The sequence below is a fragment of the Gordonia sp. 852002-51296_SCH5728562-b genome (assembly GCF_001665475.1).
Lineage (GTDB): Bacteria > Actinomycetota > Actinomycetes > Mycobacteriales > Mycobacteriaceae > Gordonia > Gordonia sputi.
Genome location: NZ_LZMI01000113.1, coordinates 12,050 through 35,373, shown reverse-complemented (window position 1 = coordinate 35,373; position 23,324 = coordinate 12,050). Strand labels below are relative to the sequence as shown.

Here is a 23,324-nt window from a genome sequence, read left to right as displayed (position 1 = left end):
CCTCGTGGGTTCCCACCCCCCAGTTGGCCCCGCGGGCGGGCCGGGGGCGCTAACGCCCCCCCCCCCCCCCCCCCCCCACCCCCGGGGCAAATTCCCCCCCCGCGCGGGGGGGGGGGGCGCCCCCCGCGAGTCTGCCTGATCCCTCGACACGAACGGAACCCACGATGACCGCATCCACCACCACATCCACCCGCGTCGATCTGGCGCTCCTCGGCATCCGGGGCACCCCGCCGGTGAACCGCTCCGGCGGAGCCGGACCGACTGACGATGGTCACCTCGTCATCGACGGACTGCACGCTGCCATACCTCGAAATCCCAACAGCCCGTTCGTCTTCGACGGCGATCAGATCCTCTACGACGGAGTCGATTCCGGGCTCGACGTCGCAGTCATTGGCCGACCACGCTTCTACGACCTGCAGACCGAGAACGGTGTCGCCTACGACAAGATCGCCAAACTGCATGGACGTAACGTGTTGGCGACCACCGTGCTGCAGACCTGCATTCGTTACGGCGAAGACCAGCGGTGCCGCTTCTGCTCGATCGAGGAGTCGCTGCGATCCGGCGACACCGTCGCCGTCAAGAAGCCGGAGGACCTGGCCAGGGTCGCGCGCGCAGCAGTCGACCTCGACGGCGTAACGAATATGGTGATGACCACCGGAACATCGGGTGGCCGGGATCGCGGCGCGCGCCACCTGGCGCGCTGTGTCCGAGCGGTCAAAGCAGCCGTCCCCGAGCTACCTATTCAGGTGCAGTGTGAGCCGCCCGCCGATCTGTCGACCATCGGTGACCTGCGCGCTGCCGGAGCCGACGCCATCGGCATCCACGTTGAGTCACTCGATGACGACGTCCGACGGCGCTGGATGCCGGGCAAGTCAACCGTGCCGCTCAGCGAGTACTGGGATGCCTGGCGTGAGGCCGTACGCGTCTTTGGACGCAACCAGGTCTCGACGTACCTGCTCGTCGGGCTCGGCGAAGATGTGGACGAGATGATCTCGGGGGCAAAGGAACTCGCCGACGCCGGAGTCTATCCCTTCATCGTCCCGTTCCGCCCCCATCGAGGGACACTTGCCGTCGACATCGACGGAGCGACCGCCCCCGAGCCCCGCATCGTCGAGCAGGTCAGCCGAGAAGTCGCTGCGCACCTGCAACTGATCGGGATGGCCGGGGCTGACCAACGAGCGGGCTGTGCGGCATGCGGTGCCTGCAGCATTCTGCAGAGCGTAGGAGCATGAGATGCTCGACGGCCGCAGCACGCCCACCCAGTCCGTACGCCCAGCCGCAACAGAATTGTCGATTCTTTCCGGCTCTCCAAGAGTCTCAGCACCGCCGTTTCTCATCCGGGTCGCCGAGACGAACTCCGAGATCGGCGACTATCGACGGTTGCGCCACTCCGAGTTCGTCGAGCGGCAGGGGCTGTTCACACATTCCGATCACGATGACTGCGACGACGATCCGCGCACCGCGATCCTGATCGCAGTCGCCGCAGACAACGCTGTCCTCGGCGGTGTCCGGGTGTCGCCGTGTACCTCGATCGACATCGGCTGGTGGTCGGGGAGTCGGCTGGTCGTCGCGGGCAGCGCACACGCGGCCGGCATCGGTGCCGCACTGATCACGGCCGCCTGTGCCTTGGTCGAGAGCCGCGACGTTCTGCGTTTCGATGCCACCGTCCAGGACCGCTACAGCCGGCTGTTTGCCTCGCTGGGTTGGGAGGACCACGGTGCCGGTCCCACCATCAACGGCCGGGCACACCGCCACAAGTCGTGGCCGATCGGCCGAATCCAAGGCCAGGTCGATTCCACCAAAGCGGTTCTCGCCCAATCACTTCGTCCCTTCGTTGAGCAGGAAGGCGGTCTCGGCCCCGCAGGATTCCGTGGCGACGACGCCGTCCCCGTACCGGACAGCGACCTACTTGCCGCCTGCGACGCGATAGTCCCGTCGATGGTCGAGCGTGACCCCGAATGGGCGGGCTGGTGCTCGGTCCTGGTCAACATCAACGACCTTTCGGCCATGGGTGCTCATGCTGTCGGCATGCTCGACGCGGTCGGCGCGCCAACCGTTGCGCACCTGAATCGGATCGTGCGAGGCATCTCGGCAGCGGCACACGCCTGGCGAACCCCGATTCTGGGCGGCCACACTCAGGTCGGTGTACCCGCGGCGCTCTCGCTGACTGCGATGGGTCGCACAGAATCCCCGGTCGCCGCTGGCGGTGGACGGGTCGGCGACCACGTGTCGCTGCTCGCCGATCTCGGAGGCTCTTGGCGCCCAGGCTATTTCGGTCAACAGTGGGATTCGACGAGCTCGCGAACAGCACATGAGCTCGGTGAGATGGCATCCGCCGTGGCGCAGCTGCGCCCCGCCGCCGCGAAGGATGTCAGCATGGCCGGACTGGTCGGAACGTTGGGAATGCTGGCCGAGGCGTCGGGCACAGGGGCCGAACTCGACGTGGCCGCGATCCCGCGACCGGCCGACGCCTCAATGGGTGCCTGGCTCACCTGCTTCCCGGGTTACGCCATGCTGATGGCCGACCGCAGTCCGATCACTCGGGCGCACGGCCCTGCCGTCGCGGCCGGCTGCGGTCGCCTCACCGAAACGACAGGAATCCGGCTGAAATGGCCGGACGGTCGTCGTACCGAAGCGATAGCCTCTGCTGTGACGGGACTGGGTCGAGCATGAGAAAGCTGTCGAATGTGCACCGGCGCACCTCGTGTGACGTGAGTAAAGTGCGCTGACATGGGAACCGTCACGATCGGCGCGCTCGCGGGCCACTTCGGCCGCGACGTTGATCGAGGTGTGTCCAAGGCAGTCGGCATCATCGAGGCGGCCGCGCGTGACGGAGTCGATCTGCTCGTCTTTCCCGACGCTGCACTCGGCGGCTATATCGGCGATCTGCGATCCCCGGATCTCGACGACCTACCGCCGGCACTGGACCCTGACGGACCGGAGCTGGCTGCCATCGCCGAGGCCGCCCGCGACATGACCGTGTGTATCGGGTACACCGAGCGCGATGGCGACGTCCACTACAACGCGGCGGCGTGCTTGACCGGTGACGGCGTGCTGGGTTGGCATCGCAAAGTGCATCAGCCTGCCGGTGAATCAAAGGCGTATGCGGCTGGTGACAGGTTCTCCACTTTCTCTACACCGGTCGGGCGCATCGGCATGTTGATCGACTACGACAAGACATTCCCCGAGTCGGCCCGAAAGCTCGCGCTCGACGGCGCCGGGATCATCGCGTCTCTCTCGGCGTGGCCGGCTAGTGTCACCGACCGCGCAGCTCGGCTGCCCGCTGACCGGCAGTCTCGGCTGTTCGACCTCTACGACTGCGCTCGCGCCGCGGAGAATCAGGTATTCATGGTGTCCTCCAACCTCACCGGGGTGACCGGGTCGCTGCAATTCCTCGGACAGGCCAAGGTCGTCGGTCCCGGTGGCGACATATTGGCGACCACGCGATCCAAGGGTGGACTGGCCAAGGTCGAGGTCGACGTGGAGGCCGACATCGCTCGTGCCCGCAGAGTCCTCAACCATCTGTCCGAACTCCGGCCGGACATCTATTCCGCGTCGAGTGCGGAGTCTCGCTGAATGCGCATCGCACTGTTGACCTACTCGACCAAACCGCGCGGGGGAGTCGTGCATACCCTCAACCTCGCGGAATCTCTGGTCACGCAAGGTGTCGAAGTCGACGTGTGGAGTCTTGCGCGAGGGGGCGACTCAGGGTTCTTCCGCAGCGTCGACGCCGCAGTCACCCAACACCTGGTCGCGTTCGACGACATCCCCGACGAGACAGTCACCGATCGCATCCTGCGATCTATCGATGCGATCCGAAATGCGTTCGACCCCAGCAACTATGACATCGTGCATGCGCAGGACTGCATCAGCGCGAACGCGGTCGGAACGTGCATCCGCACGATTCACCACCTTGACCAGTTCACCACGCCGGTGCTCGTCGAATGCCACGAGAAGGCCGTGGTCAACCCCTACGCTCGCATCTGCGTGTCTCAGGCCGTCGCCACGGAGGTCAACGACGGATGGGGTTTCACTCCGACCATCATTCCCAACGGCGTCGACTATGAACGCTTCGCAGCGGCCGCCGAGCACAGCCGTTCGGCCGTCGTCGCACGAGAGCAGTGGCAAGCGCAACTAGGCCGCTACATCCTGGCGGTCGGGGGCATCGAACCGCGCAAGGGGAGTATCGATCTGCTCGAGGCCTACGCGCTGCTTCGTCACGACCATCCCGATCTATCGCTGGTATTCGCAGGCGGAGAAACGCTTTTCGACTATCGCGACTATCGCGCCGAGTTCGACCGCCGCCAAGCCGAGCTCGGCGTGGCACCGATCGTCCTCGGAGCAGTCGACGAGCACGTGCTCCCCTCACTCGTCGCGGCATGTGACGCTTTCGCATTCCCGTCCGTGAAGGAAGGATTTGGCCTCGCAGCGATGGAGGCCTTGGCGGCCGGCCGACCGGTCACCGTACGCGAACTACCCATCCTGCGTGAGGTTTTCGGAGACGTCGTCACCTATGCGACCGATCCGACGTCGTTGGCCACACGCCTCGATGCCGCGCTCAACGGATATCACCCCGACGTTGACGCGGGCCGGCGCCTCGCACGCGGATTGACGTGGGACGCCGCGGCGCGCGCCCACCTTCGGTTCTACGAGCGACATCCCTACCCTCGGGCCGCTGCCTGATCGATACGTGCGGAGCCTGTTCGGTCAGTCCGACTGTGTGCCAGGATCTTTCGGAATATCGCGCGGACAATCGGGGACGAAACCCGCGCATAGCCGACGGGGAGAGGTCGTCGGGCAATATGTACGATTGCCGGGTTCACCCGGCTTAGCGGCGTGGAGAGGAGCAATGATGAGGCGGAGGGCAGCGACGGCTCTCGTGGGAGCTTGCGTGGTGCTCTTCCTATCGTCGTGTAGCGGTGATATGCGCGCACCGTTGCTCGATTCGACTGAGGTCGTCGACTCGCGGTCGCCCCTGACCGCCGGCCAGGCGCACAGTGTGTGAACACGGGAGTTGGCTCATGCGCGGTCAGATCGAGAGCTTCAGTGGGACGACGACCCCACCAAGGGCGGTCCGGTGTGTATCGAGTTTCAGTCGCGTCGCAGGCCGGCAGCATCAAGGTTTCGAGTCCCTGTTACTACTTTCAGGACACCAGCGGCGGCAACTCGCCATCAGCCGATGACATTTCGAAGGCGACTGGCTTTGTGCAGCGGTCGTGGAATCAATGACGCCGCGACCCGATTGTCCCTACGTCGAGACCGCTGCGAAGAGTGGTCAAAGGCAGGTCACAGCAATCGGGCTTGCTCCGGCTCATCATCGCTCGGAGGCAGGAGCGCCTCGCGCAGCGCATCGGGAGATGCGACGGGGCTTGCACCCTCACTGATTAGGATCTGATTCCCCTCGGGTGTGTGATCGCCGTAGGTCAACGTGACAAGGTGTCTGCCGAGTTTGAGAGCTTCGCGACCTGCAGCAAGTGACCCGCCCGATTCGCCTGCCTCCACTACGACGACAGTGCCCGCAAGACCGCAGATCACGCGGTTTCGTCCCATTGCGGTGTGTACAGACCAAGGCTGGTGGGGAGAAAACTGAGACAGCACTAGGCCGGTGGAATCTGACATCCCGATGTCAGGATTCTCTTCGTCTGGACGAAAGTGTGTGATGCCCTCGGGCAGCACGAGTACCGTGCTCCCACCACGACTTGACGCGGCGGTCGTCGCCAAGGTGTCGACACCGCGCGCATTGCCGCTCACCAAGGTTTGCCCCGATTGAGCGACAATCTCGCCCAGCCTCGTCGCTGCTGCCGCTCCACGATCGCTCACCTTGCGGGAACCGCTGACGGCGACCATTGGCGTGTCCAGAAGTCCGAGTTCCCCCCGATAGAACAGTGCAGGAACAATGGCTTTACCTCGGCGGACTAGCTGCACCGGGAATCGTGAATTGTCTGCGCTGATTACGCCGACGCTAGTCGCGAGCTCTGCGGCCTCATCCCTGATGCGGGCGGCGGTGTCACTATCGACGTTGCCAATCTGAGTATGCAGAGCATTGCGGTCTAGGAGTACGTCTCGGATCTTTGCTGGTGTACGCGCGATGTGTATTGCGAAGAGAACTCTCTCGATATCTTCGAGTTCAGAAGGCATCTCACGCCCTCATTGTCTTGGCACCCACGAGACCGTACACCGAAGTGGCGCCAGCACGGAGAGCTGCGCGAGCAGTCTCGTTCAGGGTGTGTCCGGTGTGGAGCACGTCATCCAGCACAATGCACGAGCCATTTATCAGAGCTTTGACGGAGATCATCCCTGACAAGTCTGGCGGGTTTGGACCTTTTCGTGGTTCGTGAGGACGGCAGGTCGCGAATATTAGATTCTTTCCGGTCGCTTTGGCGACCCCCAGACTCAGTGACTCCGCCAGGCTCTCTCCGGTGACCCGGGAGCTGGGGGCACTAATGATGGTCGATGCCGAGCTGTATGCGGGATGCCTTGTTACGGCTTCGGCCAGCGCCTGAACGAGTCTATCGAACTCGGGTTCTTTATGAAATGGATAGGCGTGCGGGTCACGAGGCATCCGGAGTCGTGACCGACGTGGGAGATGGTGTCGACGACGTCCAGGTCGGCGATCATGTCGTCCTGTCCTGGTTCGTGGCATGTCGTCGATGCCGAAACTGTCTGTCCGGCAAGGCGTTGCTGTGCACGAACACCAATGCGGTGGCCAACCGTCTGCCTGACGGGTCAACGGCGACAACGACATTCGACGACGAGCCGGTGTGGCCGTTCCTCGGACTCGGCGCGTTCTCCGAACGTGTCGTCGTCCCCGCTGCCGCTGCGGTGGTTGTTCCCGACGAACTCCCCTTCGAGATCGGCGCGTTGATCGGCTGTTCGGTCACCACAGGTATCGGTGCCGTGACGTCGACGGCAAAGGTTCCGTACGGCGCATCCGCAGTGGTGTTCGGCTGTGGTGGTATCGGTCAGTCGATCATCCTAGGACTGCAGCTTGCCGGGGCTGATCCGATCATCGCCATCGATCTCGATCCCCGACGTCGTGCCCAGGCAGAAAGCCTCGGCGCCACAGTGGCGCTCGACGGTGCCGCTCCGAATCTTGTTGCCACGGTGCAGGAGATGACCGATGGCGGTGCCGACTACGTCTTCGAGGCGATCGGCCGGACGTCGACCATCGAGCAGTGTCCACCCATGCTGCGCGCAGGAGGGGTGGCGGTCTTGGCGGGTATGACGGCAATCGGCGCACGCGCGTCGATCGATCCCTTCGACCTCGCCGACCAAGGCAAGAGCATCCTCGGCTGCAATTACGGCTCGAGCGTGCCCGCGGTGGACTTCCCGAGAATTGCGCGGCTCTATCTGTCGGGTCGACTCCCTCTCGACGCCCTCATCGGCCGTACGCGACCGCTCGGTGAGGTCAACGCGGCACTCGAAGATCTGCGTGCCGCCACCGGCCTTCGCACGGTTCTCATTCCGTGAACGTGCACCAGTTTCTTGATCGACCATTCATCAACAGGAGCTCGAATGTCGCCCACTGACAACACGTCCACCCGCGCCTTGGCTGCGTTCGACCATCTCGTTGCCGCGTTCGCCTCCAACGACGAGGCCGCCTACTTCGGATGTTGCGCCCCAACAGCACGATTCGTGTTCCCGGACACTCCGGAGGTCGCGCTCGGCGTTGAAGAGTACCGAACGCTGTGGCGTGGTTGGCGTTCGGAGGGATGGCGCGTCGAGAAGTGCGTCAGTACCGAGCGCGATGTGCTCATCGTCGGCGATGTTGCCATCGCGACCCACCGGGTGTCGACGACTCTCGGTGACGGAACCGAACTCAGCGAGCGAGAGACGGTGGTCTTCGACCTCGCGGCCTCACCGCGTCCGCTCGTCGTGCACGAGCATCTCTCGGCGTGATGCACCCATCCCGTCGAGCCGGGTGTTTTGCCGGTTTTACCGTGCGGTGAAAACCACCCCGGTCGACACGTTACGATTCCCCGTGGACGCGGGTTGGCTGACTCGCGAATCGACTGAATTACTGACGGGCGGCGATCATCATCCCTACACATACGGGTAAGCAGGCCGTCCGAGAAGCGACGGACTCCGGTTGGTTTGAGGCGCTTGCGCGCGGCGGGCACGTGGTGAGCGGTCTGCTGCACCTGTTGATCGCGTACATCGTGCTGAGGCTGGCGTTTGGCGATGCGGGCAATGCCGACCAGTCGGGGGCGCTCGGAATCTTTGCGTCGTCAACCGGCGGTCGAATTGCCTTGTGGCTCGCGGTGATCGCCTTCGTGGCGATGGCGCTGTGGCGGATTGCCGAAGTCATCATCGGTCCGCACCCGGCGAACCCGAAGGCCGACGACGATGACGGTTGGCTCGACCGCGCGAAGGCGGGTGCACTCGCGGTTGTCTACTTCGCATTCGCCTGGACGGCAGCGCAATTCGCTTTGGGGCACGGCCAGTCGAGTGGCCAGCAGAACGCCGGTATGAGCGCGCGGTTGATGGGTTCGGGCTTCGGAAAGTTCGTGCTCGTCGTGGCTGGAATCGTCATCATCGCTGTCGGCGCCTATCACATCTACAAGGGTGTGACGAGGTCGTTCTTCGACGATCTGACCATCGACAGCAACCCTGTCGTGAATGTCACCGGCATCGTGGGATATACGGCGAAGGGGCTGGTACTGGTCGGCGCGGGAGTTTTGGTGATCGTCGCGGCGATCACGGCCGATCCGGCGAAAGCCACCGGCGTCGACGGTGCGGTGAAAACCGTTTCGGGATGGCCGGCCGGACAGTTCTTCTTGGTGCTGGCCGCGATAGGCCTTGCCGCGTATGGCATCTACTGCTTCGTCATGGCGCGGTACGCGCGAATGTGACGGCTAGGCCCCGACCTCCCGCAGGGGAGGCCGGGGCTCGGCGTCGGCGGTGCTATCGCGGAGTGTTGGCGCGAATGCTGTTGATGATCTTGAGGAGTTCGCCGCGCTTGGACGGCGGTCCGTCGAGCTGGGCGAAGGCGATGCCGGCCTCGCCGTCCGCGGTGTGGAACACGTGGGCGACTGCGACGCGGACCTTGCGAACGCCATTGAGGGTGCCGGATTGCTCTGCGTACCAGGTGGTGTCGTCGACGGCTCGCCACGCTTCACGATCGACACGCACCTGAGAGGTGACGCGCTTGACGTCGGTGGTGGTGCACCGCGTCGCGGCGCACTTCTGGTAGGCCACCACGCCTCCGGCCGCAGTCGTCTTCGAGGTGTTCTCCTCGAAACATGTTGCCTCGCCGGTGGCCGAGACAGCCGACGATCCGGCGCCGCACGACCAGTCATCGGGAATGCCGAAGGTGTACTCGATGCCCGCGAAGTCGTCGGAGATGACGTACGGACGATCCGCCGCGCTGAAGTTGCTGCCCTTGACCGGTCCCGTGCCGCCGTCGACGCCGCGCATCGGTAGCGACGGGTAGCGCCCATCGGTATCGGCGTGGGCGTTCGACGCGACCCCCGCGGTGGCGAGGAGTGCCGCGATACCCGCGAGCAGGGCAAGCATGATACGTCGGATGGCGGTTGTACGGAGCGGTGTGGTCTTCACGTTCTCGGGTTCCTCTCGGGGGCTTCTCGTAAGCAAGTACCGATTGGATGCGGCCGGACCCAGAGAATGTTCCGCCCGGGTTTGCGGTACCTGACTGTGACACCGAACTGGGACACCGAACTGGGACACCGAACTGGGACACCGAACTGGGACACCGAACTGGGACACCGAACTGCCACAATGGAGCACGATGTCCACCACGATTCCGCCCGTCCCCGCTGACCTGCGCCTCGTCGTCACCGACCTCGACGGCACCCTGCTCGACGACGCCAAGCACATCCCCGACGACCTCTGGCCGCTGCTTGACGAGCTGACCAGCCGCGACATCGTATTCAGTCCGGCCAGCGGACGGCAGGCCGCGACCCTGCTCCACCAGTTCGGGGAGGCGATACCCGGGCTGATCGTGATCGCCGAGAACGGTGCGGTGGTGGCGCGGCAGAACGAGATCCTGCGGTCACAACCGCTTGCCCCGAGTACCGCCGACGCGGTCCTCACGCGCGCACGAGCGCTGCAGTCCGACGGCGCCGACATCGGGGTCGTGCTGTGCAGCCCGGAGATCGCCTACGTCGAGCGGTCCGATGAGCGGTTCCTCGAACAGATCCGCCCCTACTACTACGCGAACACCGTCGTCGACGACCTCGCCGCCATCGACGCCGAACTGGTCAAGGTGGCGGTCTACGACTTCGACGGAATCGAAGACTCCACCGCCCCGCGATCTCGGCACTGCAGATCGATGCCGAAGTCGTTGTGTCCGGACAACATTGGCTCGACGTGATGACCCGCGGCGTCGACAAGTCGCAGGCCGTTCGGGCAGTGCAGAGTCGGCTCGGTATCAGTCCGGCGCAGACAATGGTCTTCGGTGACTACCTCAACGACCTCGGGATGCTCGGCACCGCCGACTGGTCGTACGCGGTTGCCAACGCGCACAGCGACATCCTCGACGCCGCGCGCTACGTCGTGCCGTCGAACACCGACAACGGGGTGGTGCGGACGATCCGCGCCGCACTCGACGCCGCTGGCTCCTGACCGCCCAGAACACCCAGAACACCCACTCGCCCAGAACACTCAGGCCAACTGCGTAGTCCTACGCATCCGGCGCGCCTGCCATCGCTGACACCGTTGACGCATGTCGTCCTCCAACGAAGTTCCCCAGACAGTCACCACCGCAGCCTTCTTCCTCCAAGCCGCCATCGCCTTCGCTGTCAGCCTCGCCACCGCCTGTGTCGGCATCCTCTACCTCCCGATCGACCCCTGGCAGCGCGGATTCCTCGCCATCACGCTGCTGTTCCTCACCTCCAGCACGTTCACGCTCGCCAAGGTCGTCCGTGACCGCCAAGAACTCACAACGGTCCGGGCCCGCATCGACGAAGCCCGCGTCGACAAGCTCATCGCCGAACACGACCCCTTCAACCGGGTCGCAGGATAAACGCAATCCACCCTCAAGCAACCCACCCTCAAGCAACCCGCCCGCCAGCAATCCCCCGACCGCCCCGGTGTCACTCGACGACTCCGGGGCGGTCTCGTGCGTGCTGACTGTCAGCATCCCGACTGTCAGCATCTCGTCAAGGCTGTTCGACGCCGCGTCAAAGTCTCGTCAAAGACCCGTCAAGACACTTCCCGACGTCGAGCGCGCGGCGTAGCACTATCGGAATGACGACGATGAGTTCACACGGCCCTGAGCGATTGGGTACTGAGGGATTGGGTACGGGGCGATCGGTTACGGAAACAACGGGTTCCGCGATCATCGACCGGCTCGCCGAGGGCCCCGCGGTGTGGGGATCGTTCAGCGCAGGCGCCGGCCGCTACGGTGTGTGCCGCTACCGACTTGTTGTCTTCCCACCCGGAATCAGTTCGATGCAGCGTCGACGTCTGCGCCTCTGGCGCGGCTGGCCGGTCTGGGGCCTTGTCATGTGGCTGGCCGTGGCCGTCGGTCTCAGTTCCCTCGGCGCGTCGGGTACGACGGTCCTCGTAGTGGCCACCGCCGTGTTGGTGGTCTCGGGTGTGGTCGCGCGACGCACCGCGGGAACCCTGCCCAGCGCCGTACGCACCGTCGACCTGACCACCATTCCGGGATACAACGTCCCCGAGGGAATGCCGACTCCCAAGTCGATCGCCGACACTCTTGCCGAACTGCGTTCCGCTGACCGGCGATTGGAGCGAGGTGCGATCAATCCTGTTGAGCACGAGCTCATCTGGCAGCGCGTCCACGACTCCATCCCGCCGCGACGCCGTCGACTCCCGAGAATGGCACGCCGATGACCCGGGCGATCCGTAACTCATCCCACATCACGCTGTACCGCAGACCAGGAGGAGATCTCATGACCATCGCGATGGAACGTGCCGCGCGGCTCTCGCGTCACCACGTCGCCGTCCGCACGTTCGGGCCGATCAACCCCGACATCGCAGCGGCATTGGGCGACAACGGAGTGCACGTCGACGCCGAGCCGTCTCCGGAGTCCCGAATCGGATTGATCCTGGTCGACGGAGGTTCGATCAGGAGGTCGACGTCGCGCTTCGGCCTCGACACGCTGGCGCGCCCCACGCGGGCACTGCGCAACGTCGTGGTCTCCTCGCTGACCGACCTCGTGCTCGACACCGACGTCGACCGCGTCCTCGTGGTCTGCACGCCGGGACTCGAGCCGACGGAACCGGTCATCTTCAAGCACTGGTTCGGCCAGGTGTGCGCCGACAGTTGGTATCACCTGACAATGAGCGGCGGACTGCCCGCACCGTCGATCACGTCGAAGTTGTTCTCGGACAGGGCATCGTGCGACTACATTGCCAACGCGGTGACGTCGTGGTGCGGGCAGGCCGAGTATCGCGCAGAGGCACGGCCGTGGCAGTGACCGCGTGGCTGCGCAGTCGGTGGTCGATGAGTTCGTCGGCGCGCGATCGAGCGCGGCTGGCCGCGTGCCCGCTCGGAGTGCTCGCCCCGCCGACGAACCCAGCACGCCGTGGCGCCACCCCTCATATGCGCCGTTCGTGATGGGAGAGTAAACCTGAGGTCAGGGAGGGGTCGGGGAGTACACCGATCCGAAAGGCAGTTGACCGATGAAGGCCGTCCAGATGGTCAAATCCGGAGCCGAACCCGAGCTTCGCGACGTTCCGAAGCCCACGCCGGGTCCGGGTCAGGTGCTCGTGAAGGTCACCGCCGCGGGCGCGTGCCACTCCGACGACTTCGTGTTGAACGCGCCGGAAGGCGCATTCCCGTACCCTCTCCCGATGACCCTCGGCCACGAGGGTGTCGGCGTGATCGCCGAACTGGGACAAGGGGTTTCGACGGTCAGTGAGGGGACGGCGGTCGCCATCTACGGCCCGTGGGGTTGCGGAGTCTGCCACTTCTGTTCGCAGGGCCTGGAGAACTACTGCTCGCGGGCAGCCGACCTGCAGATCACGCCACCCGGCCTCGGACACGACGGCGCCATGGCCGAATACGTCGTCGTCGACGACCCGCGGCACCTCGTCCCCATCGGCGACCTCGATCCCGTCACCACGGTTCCCCTGACCGACGCCGGCCTCACGCCCTACCACGCGATCAAGCCGTCGCTGAGGAAGCTAGTCGGCGGCTCGACCGCCGTCGTGATCGGCTCGGGCGGCCTGGGACACGTGGCCATCCAGATGTTGCGGCACCTCACCCCGTCGCGTGTCATCGCACTCGACGTCACGCAGGAGAAGCTCGACTTCGCCAAGCAGGTCGGTGCGCACGAGGCAGTGCTGAGCGACGCCGATGCCGTCGAGAATGTCCGCAAGATCACCGGAAAAGACGGCGCGACAGCCGTTTTCGACTTTGTCGGATATCAGCCGACCATCAACACGGCGATGGGTGTCGTCGGCACGATGGGCGACGTCACGATCGTCGGGCTCGGCGACGGCAAGGCTGCGGCGAGTGTTGGCTTCTGGTCACAGCCTTACGAGGTGTCGGTCCGCACGCCCTACTGGGGTGCCCGTGCGGAGCTGATCGAGGTCCTCGACCTCGCGCGCGACGGCGTCCTCGACGTCGCGGTGGAGTGGTTCAGCCTCGACGATGGCGTTGCGGCGTACCGCAAGCTCGCGGCCAACGACCTGCGTGGACGCGCCGTCGTGGTGCCGTAAAGCCTGAACGTCACTCCAGAGCGATCGTCTGCCACATCTCGACGGTCGCGCCCGCAGCGACGGTGATCAGATCAGGCCCGGCGTTGGCCGTCTCGACGCACACGAACTCGCGCCAGTGCGGCCCGACGTCGGCCATTCCGGATGCGACGTCGGCGCCGGGGTTCCACACGACGGCGGTCCGCGCGCGATCGCCGGTCACCCGGATGGTCCGGCCACGACCTGGGTCGACCAGCCGGTAGGTTCCACCCGCATCGGGGTAGAGCCGGTCGCTGCGCGGCACGTCGTCGGGAAGGCGCCAGTCGCCGTCCTGCGTCTTGACCTGCAGGTCGTCGAACTTGTCCTCGTACGACTTCCCCGAGAGTCCCTCCACGTGCACGTCGGTGGCATCCGAGACGCGTAGGTAGTTGTGCAGCGCCTCGGTCAGTACCGCGGGTTCGTCGGAGAGATTGGTGGTCCGCACACCGATCTCCAGCGTCGCGCCCACACGCACGGTCAGTTCCAGGCGCAGCGTGAGTCGCTCGAGTCCCAGGGGCGCGAGCCGCACCTGCGTCACGTCGTCAGCAAGAACCTCGGAGTCCACGACCTGCCACGTCGCGGTGCGCGCGTAACCGTGCGACGGGACGTCGCCGGTCTGGTTCTCCTTCCCGAAATACGGCCAACACACGGGAATGCCACCACGTATGGGCGTCGGCGGCGTTGCGGCCAGGGGCGACACCCACAGCACGTCGTCGGCTCCGGTCGGACGGTAGGAGAGCACCTGCCCACCGAAGATCGAGATCGCCGCGGTGGCGTGCGGCGAAGTCACGAGCCACGCGTCGAATCCGTATGCTGTCCCGCGCTCGACTCCCTGGCTTTCCGATGCAGTCACATCGACAACCTTGGCACAGGAGAAGCGCCTAGGGTGGTCGTCGACACTCGAGGAGGCGCAATGGCGCAGGAGTCCTGGCAATTCGGCCCGGCCAACGGGACGCTGACCCTACACACCGGTGTGACCGGTCCGGCATCGCGAACCGGCCACCGATTGACCATTGAGATGCAGCAGTGGTCGGCGACGGTCACCCTCAGCGACGGCGTGCCGTCCGACGTGTCCGCCTCGATCGACGTCGACTCGCTGACCGTCGTCTCTGGTGAGGGCGGGGTCACGCCGCTGACCGGACCGGAAAAGTCCCTCGCCAGAAGCAATGCACTCAAGTCGCTCAACGCGTCAAAGTCGCCGACGATCACCTACGAAGCCGCGTCGATCACGACCATCGAGGCGGGCTATCGGCTGGACGGGACGCTCTCGATCAACGGCAAGCAACGTCAGCATCCGCTCGACGTCGAAGTGGCCGACGAGAAGCGCACCGCTACAATCGAAACCACAGTCTCCCACCGCGACTTCGGGCTGAAGCCGTACTCGATGATGATGGGTGCGCTCAAGGTCGACGACGAAGTGCGCGTGACCATCAACGTCGAACTGCCGTCAGATGACTGAAAGGTCCTCAGCGCGACCATAGTTCGGCGACCTGCACGTCACGCCCGAGAATGTTCGACGCCGCCCTGCGTCCCGACTCGAGCGCAGCGGTGACCGTTGCCGGATCGTCGGTCCACGTGGCCTCGCCCGCCAGATGCACGACGCCACCGCCCAACGGTGTCGCCAGCAGGTCGTGGTCGGCTGTCGTCGAGCCGACGGTCATGTACGCGTAGGACCCATGGGCGAAAGGGTCATCCTGCCAACGGGTTACGTCGATGCGAGTCGGCTCGGGCACGGCATCGCCGTAGATCTCGCGCAGCGAGCCGAGGACCGACGCCGCGATCTCCTCGTCGCTCCACTCGCGCACCGCGCGGGCGCACGGGCCGGCCGCGAAGGTGAGTAGCGTCGGCTCGCCGTGAAGGGCCGAGAGGTCGTACCAGGAGTGCCACCACTGAGCGGCCGGTCCCTGTCGGCGAATCGCATACACGCCTTCATCCCAGAACTTCGACCCGAACCGCAGGAACACCTTCTCGAACGCATTCATCTCCAGCCGATCCAACGCTCCCGCAACAGGTTCCGATAGTGGCGGATCAAAGGTCAGCGTGCCGGATTTGAGCACACCGACGGGTACTGTCACGACGACGCGTGCGGCCGAAGTCTCCTCGCCTGCGGTATCGATCACGGTGGCGCCGTTCTCATCCCAACGGATCTGGGCGACAGCACGATTGAGTGTCACTGATAGTCCATCGCCTAGGCGGGTGGCGAGCTCGTCGTAGCCGTCGGGAAACACGACTTCGTCGCCGTCCGTCTCGTCGTCGTCGAGTCCATGCGCATCGAGATCGTCGATCCACACGCCGTACTGCTCTTCGGTGCGGTGACGTGCGAACTCCCGAACACGCTGTGCGCGTGCATCATCCCAACCGAGAGCGGCGAGCGTCGCTTCCGTCGCCTCGCCATACGACACTCCGGCGCCGATCTTTGCGACGAACATCGACAACGCGTCGTCGAAGGCATGCACGTCGGCAGCGAAGGCGGCAACGGCGTCGTCGTCGAGTCGTCTGCCGTCGGGGTCGTAGTAGGCGATCGGCCGACTGTCGGGTTGGTAGCTGCCGACAGTGAATTCGACGGTGCGCATGCCGAAAGCCTCGGTGACGGCGTGTAGCGGGGCGTCGTTGATCCCGTGAATCCACGAGGCGCCACGATCGGTCACCGTCCCACCCGATCGATCGCTGTGCACGCGTCCGCCGATCCGGTCGCGGGCTTCGAGGACGGTGACCCGCCTGCCCGCGCCTGCGAGTAGTCGGGCGGTGGTCAAACCGGCGATTCCCGCGCCGACGACGACGGTGTCGTAGTCGCGTGACGATCCGGCCCGTGGTGTCTGCATGAGATCGGTCTACACCGCGACGCGAGGCAGGGCCACCGCAGCGTCGACCTGCTTATTGACATCCCGCCAATGAGCCTCGATGATTATTGGCGCGACGCCAATAGAGTGAGGACGACGATGACCGGTACCCCGAAGCAAGACACCCTGTGCACGCATTTTCAGCGGCGTGTGGTCGACCACGCGGATCGGGTGGCCATCCGCACCGCTGACGGCGCGACGTCGTTGACCTGGGCGCAGTACGGTCAGCGCGTACGTGCGGTGGCCGCGGGACTCGCCGCCCTCGGGGTCACGCGCGGCGACACCGTCGGCATCATGCTCACCAACCGACCCGAGTTCCACGTCGTCGACGCAGCGGCGATGCACCTCGGCGCCGTGACGTTCTCGGTCTACAACACCAACGCCGCCCCGCAGATCGCCTACCTCTTCCACAACGCTGAGCCGTCGGTCGTCATCACCGAGACGCAGTTCCTCGAGAGGATCGTCGAGGCGGGTGACGGCTCAGCAGACGTCGTGGTCGTCGACGCGCCGAACGGCACGGCGGGCGTGACCACACTCGCCGAACTGATCACCGCGCCCGCACCGGCCGACTTCGACTTCGACGCCGCCTACCAGCAGGTCGAACGCTCGGACGTGCTCACGCTGATCTACACGAGCGGCACCACCGGCAACCCCAAGGGCGTCGAACTCACGCACGCCAACCTGCTCTACCAACTCGAGGTGATCACCGATGTGATCGGCGACCTCTCCGACGGCCGCGTCATCTCGTACCTGCCCGACGCACACCTCATCAACCGGTGGATCTGCCAGTACGCGCCCATGTACTTCGGCATCACGGTCACCGACCTCGCCAACACCAAGCAACTCGTCGAGACGCTTGGTCAGGTTCACCCGACATTCTTCGTCGCCGTTCCGATGCTCTGGTACAAGATCAAGGGCAGCATCGAGACGACGCTCGACGCCGAGCCGGGAATCAAAGGCGCACTGGCCGCGTGGGCTCTCGCAGCAGGCAAGAAGAAGGCTGCGGCGACGGTCGGCGGGCGGCGACTCGGCCTGCGCGATACCGTCGCCGCTGCGATCGCCGACAAGCTTGTGCTGTCGAAGCTACGTGCAAAGCTCGGCATGGACTCGCTCGTCGCCGCAGTCTCCGGTGCCGCGCCGGTCGACGTCGCGGCGCTGGAATTCATGCTCGCACTGGGCATTCCGGTGATGGAGGCGTGGGGCATGTCGGAGACGTCCGCGGTCACCACGGTCAACCCGGTCGCCCGGCCTCGGTACGGAAGCGTCGGTACGGCCATTCCGGGAACCGAGGTGACACTCGCGTCCGACGGTGAGGTCATGGTGCGCGGCGGCGGCGTAATGCGCGGCTACCGCAACGACCCGGAACGCACCGGCCAGACACTCGACGCCGACGGCTGGGTGCACACCGGTGACATCGGGACTCTCGACGCCGACGGCTTCCTGACGATCGTCGATAGGAAGAAGGAGTTGATCATCAACTCCGGCGGAAAGAACATGTCACCGTCGAACATCGAGGGCGCGCTCACTGCGGCCAGTCCACTGATCGGCAGCGTCGTCGCTATTGGCGACAACCGCCCGTACGTGTCGGCCCTGATCACCCTCGACCCCGATGCGGTGGTCGCAATCGCGCAGAAGGCAGGCATCGTCGACGCCCGACCAGAAGTGCTCGCACTACACCCGACGATCCTGGGCGCCATTGAAGACGCAGTAGCACAGGCCAATTCGCGGCTCAGTCGCGTCGAACACATCCGCGCGTGGCAGGTGCTGCCGACGTACTGGGCTCCGGGTGGCGACGAACTCACGCCCACGATGAAGCTGAAGCGTTCGCCGATCGCCAAAAAGTATGCCGACGAGATCGACGCGCTCTATCAGCGCTGAACGCGCTCCCGACCAGCACCACGAAGGCAGACCACGATGACAAACGATCTGACAACCGAACTCGCCGACCTCACCGCGCTCGCCCGCGAGTTCTTCACCAAAGAGGTTGCGCCGCGCCACGAGGAGTTCGCTGCGGCCGGTCAACCCGACCGTGCGCTCTACCGTCGCGCGGGCGAACTCGGTCTGCTCGGTATGTCGATCCCCGAGGAATATGGCGGTGGCGGAGCAACATTCGCGCACGAGGCCGTACTCTTCCGCGAGCAGGCCCGCGGGGCAGACCTCTCCATGCAACTCGGCGTGCACTCCGGGATCGTTCCCCACTACCTGCTCTCGTACGCGAACGAGGAACAGAAGAAGCGGTGGATTCCCAAGCTCGTCTCGGGTGAGTGGATCGGTGCCATCGCCATGACCGAGCCCGGTACCGGGTCGGATCTGCAGGCCATCAGCACCCGTGCGGTGCGGGACGGCGACGAGTACGTCATCACGGGCGCAAAGACTTTCATCTCCAACGGCGCCACATGTGACCTGCTGATCATCGCGGCCAAGACCGACCCGGAGCTCGGCGCCAAGGGCGTCTCACTGCTGGTCGCCGAAGTCGGCGACAACCCACCGGGTTTCGAGCGTGGACGCAAGCTCAAGAAGATCGGCCAGAAGGGCCAGGACACCACAGAGCTCTTCTTCGACGGCCTCCGCGTGCCCGCGACACATCTGCTCGGCGGCACGGAGGGCACCGGCTTCGTCCAACTGATGCAGCAACTCCCGCAGGAGCGGCTGATCGTCGGCGTCGCTGCGCTCGGCGTTGTCGAGGCAGCGTACGAGCTTACGCTCGAGTATGTGCGTGAGCGTCACGCCTTCGGTAAACCGCTTTTCGCACTGCAGAATACGCGCTTCGAGCTCGCCGACATCGCCACCACCGTCGAGGTGATGCGCGCCTTCGTCAACGATGCCATCGACAAGCACGTGCGCGGCGAACTCGACGTCAAGGGCGCCGCCATGATCAAGCTGTGGTGTTCGGAGCAGCAGACGCAGGTCGTCGACCGCTGCCTACAGTTGCACGGCGGCTACGGCTACATGGAGGAGTACCCGATCGCGCGGCTCTTCGTCGACGGGCGCATCGCGAAGATCTACGCGGGAGCCAACGAGGTCATGAAAGACCTCATCGCGCGCAGCCTCTGACTCTGCACTCTCTAGCTCGGCCGGCGATCTGATTCACACACTCACGAAGGCGAAACCCTTGACCGACTTCACCACTCACACGTCCGGCATCATCGGTTGGGACGTCGATGCGGACCGCATCGTCACGGTCACCATCGACGACAAGACCCAGTCGACCAACACGATGACCGACGACATGGCCGCGGCTCTGCGGAGCGTCGTCGAACGCCTTGAGCGTGAGAAGGATTCGATCACCGGCGTGATCATCGCGTCGGGCAAGGACACGTTCTTCGCCGGCGGCGACCTCAACCTGCTGATGACCGCCGGGCCCGATGACATCGAAGCCATCTCGGCGGGACTCGACCACTACAAGGAGACGTTCCGCCGACTCGAAACCCTCGGCAGGCCCGTGGTCGCGGCGATCAACGGCACAGCACTCGGAGGCGGATTCGAGGTCGCGTTGGCGGCGCATCGTCGAATTGCCCTGGACGCCAGAGGAAGTCTGCTCGGCCTCCCCGAGGTCACGTTCGGGGTACTGCCCGGCGCCGGCGGCGTGACGCGCGTCGTGCGCATGCTCGGAGTTGTCGACGCGATGCTCAACGTGGTCGGCCAAGGGCAGCGGATGAAGCCGCGCAAGGCGTTACAGGTCGGGGTGATCGACGAGGTCGTCTCCACCCGGGAAGAGATGTTCGACGCAGCGCGTGCCTGGATCAAAGACAACCCCGACGCCACACAACCGTGGGACCGCAAGGGATTTCGCATTCCGGGTGGCGCGCCGTCGTCGCCCGCACTGGCAGCACACCTGCCCGCCTTCCCCGCAACTCTGCGTAGGCAACTCAAGGGCTCGCCGATGAAGGCCCCGATCTCGGTGCTGGCGACCGCAGTCGAGGGAGCGTCGGTCGACATCGACACCGCCTTCACCATCGAGACGCGCTACTGCGCGCGACTGATCTGTGGTCAGATCTCCGCCAACATGATCAAGGCGCTCTTCTTCGACCTGGGCAAGGTCAACAAGGGAACCGCCCGCCCCGCCGACATCCCGGTACGCAAGGCCACCAAGGTCGCCGTCCTCGGCGCGGGCATGATGGGCGCGGCGATCGCGTACGTCGTCGCGAAGGCAGGAGTCGACGTCGTGCTGCGTGACGTCACAATCGAAGGCGCGCAACGCGGCAAGGACTACTCCCGGCGAATCCTCGACGCCAAGGTCGCCAAGGGTCGCCTCGACACGGCGGGACGCGATCGAGCCCTCGACCGAATCCTGGCCACCGACAACATCTCCGACGTCAAGGGCGCCGACCTCGTCGTCGAGGCCGTGTTCGAAGACGTCGAGCTCAAGAAGAAGGTTCTCGCCGAGGTCGAGGGCTACGTGTCCGACGATGCCCTGCTCGCGTCGAACACCTCGGCGCTGCCCATCGCCGAGATGGCGGGTGCGGTGGCGCGACCCTCCGACGTGATCGGTCTGCACTTCTTCTCACCGGTCGACAAGATGCCGCTCGTCGAGATCGTCGTCGGAGAGCAGACCTCGGACGAATCACTCGCTCGTGCACTGGATTTCGCGAAGCAGATACGCAAGACGCCCATCGTCGTGCAGGACACATACGGTTTCTACGCCAATCGGGTCATCGCGAAGTTCGTCGACGAGGCGCTCTCGCTCGTGGCCGAGGGCATGCACCCCGCGAGCGCCGAACAAGCTGCGCTGCAGGCGGGTTTCCCGGCAGGAGCATTGACTCTGTTCGACGAGATCAACATGAAGACCATCGCGAAGATCCGTGCGGGATTCATAGCCGACGCCGCTGCGCGGGGCGTCGACTTTGTACCCAGTGCGTCGTATCCGTTGGTGGACAGGATGCTCGAGGAGTTCGATCGCCCGGGTCGCCTGGAAGGTCGAGGCTTCTACGACTACGACGGCCCCGGTGGACAGCGACTCGGACTGTGGCCGCGTCTCGCTGAGCTCTACACGAGATCTGACGTCGAGATCCCGTTCGACGACGCAAAAGAGCGGATGCTCGTAGCCGCGGCCCTGGAGGCATTCGCCTGCTACGACGAGGGCGCCATCGGGTCGGTGGCCGAGGCCAACGTCGGCTCGATCATGGGTATCGGCTATCCGGCGTGGACCGGTGGTGCACTGCAGTACATCAATCAGTATCCGGGCGGGTTGGAAGGATTCGTCGCGCGCGCTGACGAACTCCGAGCGCGCTACGGTGACAGATTCGTCGTTAGTGACGCGCTACGTGCCCGTGCCGCAGACGGCAGCGAGCTTGTGTGACAACATCACACACTGTGACCACCGCAGATGAACCGCGTTGGCGCAGGCTCGGCCCCGACGCCAGGCGTAATGAAATCCTGGCCGTCGCCATCCGGATGTTCGGTGAGCAGCCCTACGCGACGGTGCAGATGGCCGAGCTCGCCCGCGAAGCCGGAGTGGCGCGCGGGCTGCTGAACCACTACTTCGGCACCAAGCGCGACCTCTACGTCGAAGTCGTGCGCGCCATGATGATCGTGCCCGAGATCGACACGGTCACTCTGCCGGGCGGCACACTGCGGGAACGAGTCGAGGCCTCGGTTGATTGGCTGATGACTGTCCTCGACACTCACGGAAAGACGTGGCTGGCGGTCGGCGTCGAGGGGATCGGTGACGATCCGCAGATCGCGGCGATCCTCAACGAGGCCGACGATCGCGCCGCGCAGCGCGTACTCGACGCGATCGGGTTTGTCGGGACGGGCCGCGAGCATCGGGCGGCACTCGCGGTGTTCCGGAGCTGGGGCGGCATGATGAAGGCCACCGCACGTGAATGGGTCGATCGAAAGACGCTCTCCCGCAAGCAGGCTCGCACGATACTCATCGAGACACTCGTCCCGCTCGCCGAGCGGGTCATGTCGGGTTCTGTCTGAACTCGCAACGTCTCCCAGTGGTTCCTCTCAGCGCAGCGCCGTTGCCAACGTCTCGGCGTATTCCGTCATGACGGTTCGATCACCCGCGACGCCCGGTTGCCACGGTAGTGACAGGCGGTCGACGCTCCTGTCGGCGTAGCGCGGGATCACGTGGAGGTGGAAATGGAATACCGTCTGCCACGCGGGAGCCTTGCAGCAGTTGAGCAGGTTCACGCCGTCGGCGCCGGCGTTGTCGACCATCGCCCGCGCGATCCGCTGTGCCTCGAGGGTGGTCGCGGTCAGATCCTCGGCGCCGATGTCGAGTAGATCGGTGCTGTGCTGCTTGGGGATCACCAGCAGGTGGCCGTCGTTGGCCGGGTTGATGTCCATGAAGGCGTAGGTCGACGCTGTCTCGGCGACCTTCACGCTGGGTATCTCACCTGCGACGATGCCGCAGAAGACGCAGTCGGTCATGACTTGCGGACGTCCGCGTTGCTCGCACCGACGCCGCCCCCGTAGAGCGCTGCTGCGATCAGAGCCGGCTGGAAGAACAGCCGGATGAGTCGCTTGCGGTCGGTGTCGAGTCCGAACGCGTCCTTGTGCTCGACGTACTGCGCGATGTTGCCGGGGAAGATCGCGACGTAGAAGAGCGCAAGCAGGATGCCGATCACGCGCTTGTGCTTGGGCAATGCCAAAAACGACGCTCCGAGGCCTATTTCGGCAACGCCTGACGCGAGGACGGTGACGTCGGTGTCGATGGGAAACCAATCGGGAACCTGAGCCTGGAACTCGTCGCGCGCGACGGTCAGGTGGGTGATTCCGGCAAAGGTCATAAATGCGCCGAGGACAATTCGGACAAGGGTGCGAGGTGACATGAAACCGAGCCTAACGCCGTTGTCATGTGCGGAGCAATGA

The 23,324-nt window shown here is 65.0% G+C and carries 24 protein-coding genes; 18 read left to right on the top strand and 6 right to left on the bottom strand.

Annotated elements, in window-relative coordinates; all coding sequences use genetic code 11:
* Window positions 1-164 precede the first annotated feature (164 nt).
* From A5766_RS19390 to A5766_RS19375, 4 genes are read left to right on the top strand one after another with little or no spacing between them, the layout of a single operon-like run.
* On the top strand, window positions 165-1,232 hold the full coding sequence (locus A5766_RS19390; protein ID WP_064906056.1) for an MSMEG_0568 family radical SAM protein: 1,068 nt from the start codon (window positions 165-167) through the stop codon (window positions 1,230-1,232).
* A gap of 1 nt (window position 1,233) precedes the next feature.
* Window positions 1,234-2,673, top strand: a complete 1,440-nt coding sequence (locus A5766_RS19385; RefSeq protein WP_064906054.1) for an MSMEG_0567/sll0787 family protein — start codon at window positions 1,234-1,236, stop codon at window positions 2,671-2,673.
* Window positions 2,674-2,730: 57 nt separating this feature from the next.
* Window positions 2,731-3,576: a carbon-nitrogen hydrolase family protein gene (locus A5766_RS19380; protein ID WP_005203415.1), complete on the top strand. Its 846-nt coding sequence runs from the start codon at window positions 2,731-2,733 to the stop codon at window positions 3,574-3,576.
* On the top strand, window positions 3,577-4,683 hold the full coding sequence (locus A5766_RS19375) for an MSMEG_0565 family glycosyltransferase (RefSeq protein WP_005203414.1): 1,107 nt from the start codon (window positions 3,577-3,579) through the stop codon (window positions 4,681-4,683).
* A 603-nt stretch (window positions 4,684-5,286) separates the two neighbouring features.
* Here the strand turns inward: A5766_RS19375 and A5766_RS19370 are convergent.
* A complete protein-coding gene (locus A5766_RS19370) occupies window positions 5,287-6,138 on the bottom strand; it encodes a DNA-processing protein DprA (protein ID WP_082965579.1) in 852 nt (283 codons plus the stop codon).
* Between the two features lie 315 nt (window positions 6,139-6,453).
* Here A5766_RS19370 and A5766_RS19365 point away from each other — a divergent pair, with 315 nt between their 5' ends.
* From A5766_RS19365 to A5766_RS19355, 3 genes are all read left to right on the top strand, one after another.
* Complete coding sequence (locus A5766_RS19365; RefSeq protein ID WP_156527525.1) at window positions 6,454-7,470, top strand: zinc-binding dehydrogenase; 1,017 nt, start codon at window positions 6,454-6,456, stop codon at window positions 7,468-7,470.
* Window positions 7,471-7,515: 45 nt separating this feature from the next.
* The gene (locus A5766_RS19360) at window positions 7,516-7,899 is read left to right on the top strand and encodes a nuclear transport factor 2 family protein (RefSeq protein WP_064906050.1); all 384 of its coding nucleotides are present in this window, start codon (window positions 7,516-7,518) and stop codon (window positions 7,897-7,899) included.
* Between the two features lie 221 nt (window positions 7,900-8,120).
* Window positions 8,121-8,852, top strand: a complete 732-nt coding sequence (locus A5766_RS19355) for a DUF1206 domain-containing protein (protein ID WP_005203409.1) — start codon at window positions 8,121-8,123, stop codon at window positions 8,850-8,852.
* A gap of 52 nt (window positions 8,853-8,904) precedes the next feature.
* Here A5766_RS19355 and A5766_RS19350 read toward each other — a convergent pair whose 3' ends face one another.
* On the bottom strand, window positions 8,905-9,558 hold the full coding sequence (locus tag A5766_RS19350; protein WP_005203407.1) for a hypothetical protein: 654 nt from the start codon (window positions 9,556-9,558) through the stop codon (window positions 8,905-8,907).
* A 190-nt stretch (window positions 9,559-9,748) separates the two neighbouring features.
* On the opposite strand from A5766_RS19350, the gene A5766_RS19345 reads away from it, so the two are divergent.
* The 6 genes from A5766_RS19345 to A5766_RS19325 all read left to right on the top strand — a co-directional run bounded on the left by A5766_RS19345 (window position 9,749) and on the right by A5766_RS19325 (window position 13,650).
* Window positions 9,749-10,333, top strand: coding sequence for an HAD family hydrolase (locus A5766_RS19345; RefSeq protein WP_005203405.1), 585 nt, complete (start codon window positions 9,749-9,751; stop codon window positions 10,331-10,333).
* Window positions 10,333-10,584: an HAD hydrolase family protein gene (locus A5766_RS25375; protein ID WP_269449458.1), complete on the top strand. Its 252-nt coding sequence runs from the start codon at window positions 10,333-10,335 to the stop codon at window positions 10,582-10,584. The genes A5766_RS19345 and A5766_RS25375 overlap by 1 nt, the downstream gene beginning before the upstream one ends.
* Before the next feature lie 100 nt (window positions 10,585-10,684).
* Window positions 10,685-10,984: a YiaA/YiaB family inner membrane protein gene (locus tag A5766_RS19340; protein ID WP_064906048.1), complete on the top strand. Its 300-nt coding sequence runs from the start codon at window positions 10,685-10,687 to the stop codon at window positions 10,982-10,984.
* Between the two features lie 233 nt (window positions 10,985-11,217).
* The gene (locus tag A5766_RS19335) at window positions 11,218-11,817 is read left to right on the top strand and encodes a DUF6611 family protein (protein ID WP_064906061.1); all 600 of its coding nucleotides are present in this window, start codon (window positions 11,218-11,220) and stop codon (window positions 11,815-11,817) included.
* A gap of 59 nt (window positions 11,818-11,876) precedes the next feature.
* Window positions 11,877-12,404: a hypothetical protein gene (locus A5766_RS19330; protein ID WP_156527524.1), complete on the top strand. Its 528-nt coding sequence runs from the start codon at window positions 11,877-11,879 to the stop codon at window positions 12,402-12,404.
* Between the two features lie 205 nt (window positions 12,405-12,609).
* The gene (locus A5766_RS19325; RefSeq protein ID WP_064906044.1) at window positions 12,610-13,650 is read left to right on the top strand and encodes an NAD(P)-dependent alcohol dehydrogenase; all 1,041 of its coding nucleotides are present in this window, start codon (window positions 12,610-12,612) and stop codon (window positions 13,648-13,650) included.
* Between the two features lie 10 nt (window positions 13,651-13,660).
* On the opposite strand, the gene A5766_RS19320 is transcribed toward A5766_RS19325, so the two are convergent.
* On the bottom strand, window positions 13,661-14,518 hold the full coding sequence (locus A5766_RS19320) for a D-hexose-6-phosphate mutarotase (RefSeq protein WP_005203395.1): 858 nt from the start codon (window positions 14,516-14,518) through the stop codon (window positions 13,661-13,663).
* A 60-nt stretch (window positions 14,519-14,578) separates the two neighbouring features.
* Here A5766_RS19320 and A5766_RS19315 point away from each other — a divergent pair, with 60 nt between their 5' ends.
* Window positions 14,579-15,124 carry a YceI family protein gene (locus A5766_RS19315; protein ID WP_005203393.1) on the top strand — a complete coding sequence of 182 codons (546 nt, stop codon included), beginning with the start codon at window positions 14,579-14,581 and terminating at the stop codon, window positions 15,122-15,124.
* A 7-nt stretch (window positions 15,125-15,131) separates the two neighbouring features.
* Here the strand turns inward: A5766_RS19315 and A5766_RS19310 are convergent, their stop codons facing one another.
* Window positions 15,132-16,487, bottom strand: a complete 1,356-nt coding sequence (locus A5766_RS19310) for a flavin monoamine oxidase family protein (protein WP_064906042.1) — start codon at window positions 16,485-16,487, stop codon at window positions 15,132-15,134.
* Between the two features lie 117 nt (window positions 16,488-16,604).
* Here A5766_RS19310 and A5766_RS19305 point away from each other — a divergent pair, with 117 nt between their 5' ends.
* Genes A5766_RS19305 through A5766_RS19290 form a run of 4 tightly spaced genes read left to right on the top strand, consistent with a single transcriptional unit; the run spans window position 16,605 to window position 22,430 of the window.
* Window positions 16,605-18,383: an AMP-dependent synthetase/ligase gene (locus A5766_RS19305; protein ID WP_064906040.1), complete on the top strand. Its 1,779-nt coding sequence runs from the start codon at window positions 16,605-16,607 to the stop codon at window positions 18,381-18,383.
* A 36-nt stretch (window positions 18,384-18,419) separates the two neighbouring features.
* On the top strand, window positions 18,420-19,559 hold the full coding sequence (locus A5766_RS19300; RefSeq protein ID WP_005203386.1) for an acyl-CoA dehydrogenase family protein: 1,140 nt from the start codon (window positions 18,420-18,422) through the stop codon (window positions 19,557-19,559).
* A gap of 58 nt (window positions 19,560-19,617) precedes the next feature.
* Entirely contained in the window at window positions 19,618-21,804 is a 2,187-nt protein-coding gene (locus A5766_RS19295; RefSeq protein ID WP_064906037.1) for a 3-hydroxyacyl-CoA dehydrogenase NAD-binding domain-containing protein, read from the top strand.
* Window positions 21,801-22,430, top strand: coding sequence for a TetR/AcrR family transcriptional regulator (locus A5766_RS19290; RefSeq protein ID WP_005203382.1), 630 nt, complete (start codon window positions 21,801-21,803; stop codon window positions 22,428-22,430). The genes A5766_RS19295 and A5766_RS19290 overlap by 4 nt, the downstream gene beginning before the upstream one ends.
* Before the next feature lie 27 nt (window positions 22,431-22,457).
* On the opposite strand, the gene A5766_RS19285 is transcribed toward A5766_RS19290, so the two are convergent.
* Window positions 22,458-22,883 (bottom strand): HIT family protein, encoded by a 426-nt coding sequence (locus A5766_RS19285; protein WP_064906035.1) that lies wholly within the window; start codon window positions 22,881-22,883, stop codon window positions 22,458-22,460.
* Entirely contained in the window at window positions 22,880-23,284 is a 405-nt protein-coding gene (locus tag A5766_RS19280) for a DoxX family protein (RefSeq protein ID WP_064906033.1), read from the bottom strand. Before A5766_RS19280 ends, A5766_RS19285 begins: the two co-directional genes overlap by 4 nt.
* Between the last annotated feature and the right edge of the window lie 40 nt (window positions 23,285-23,324).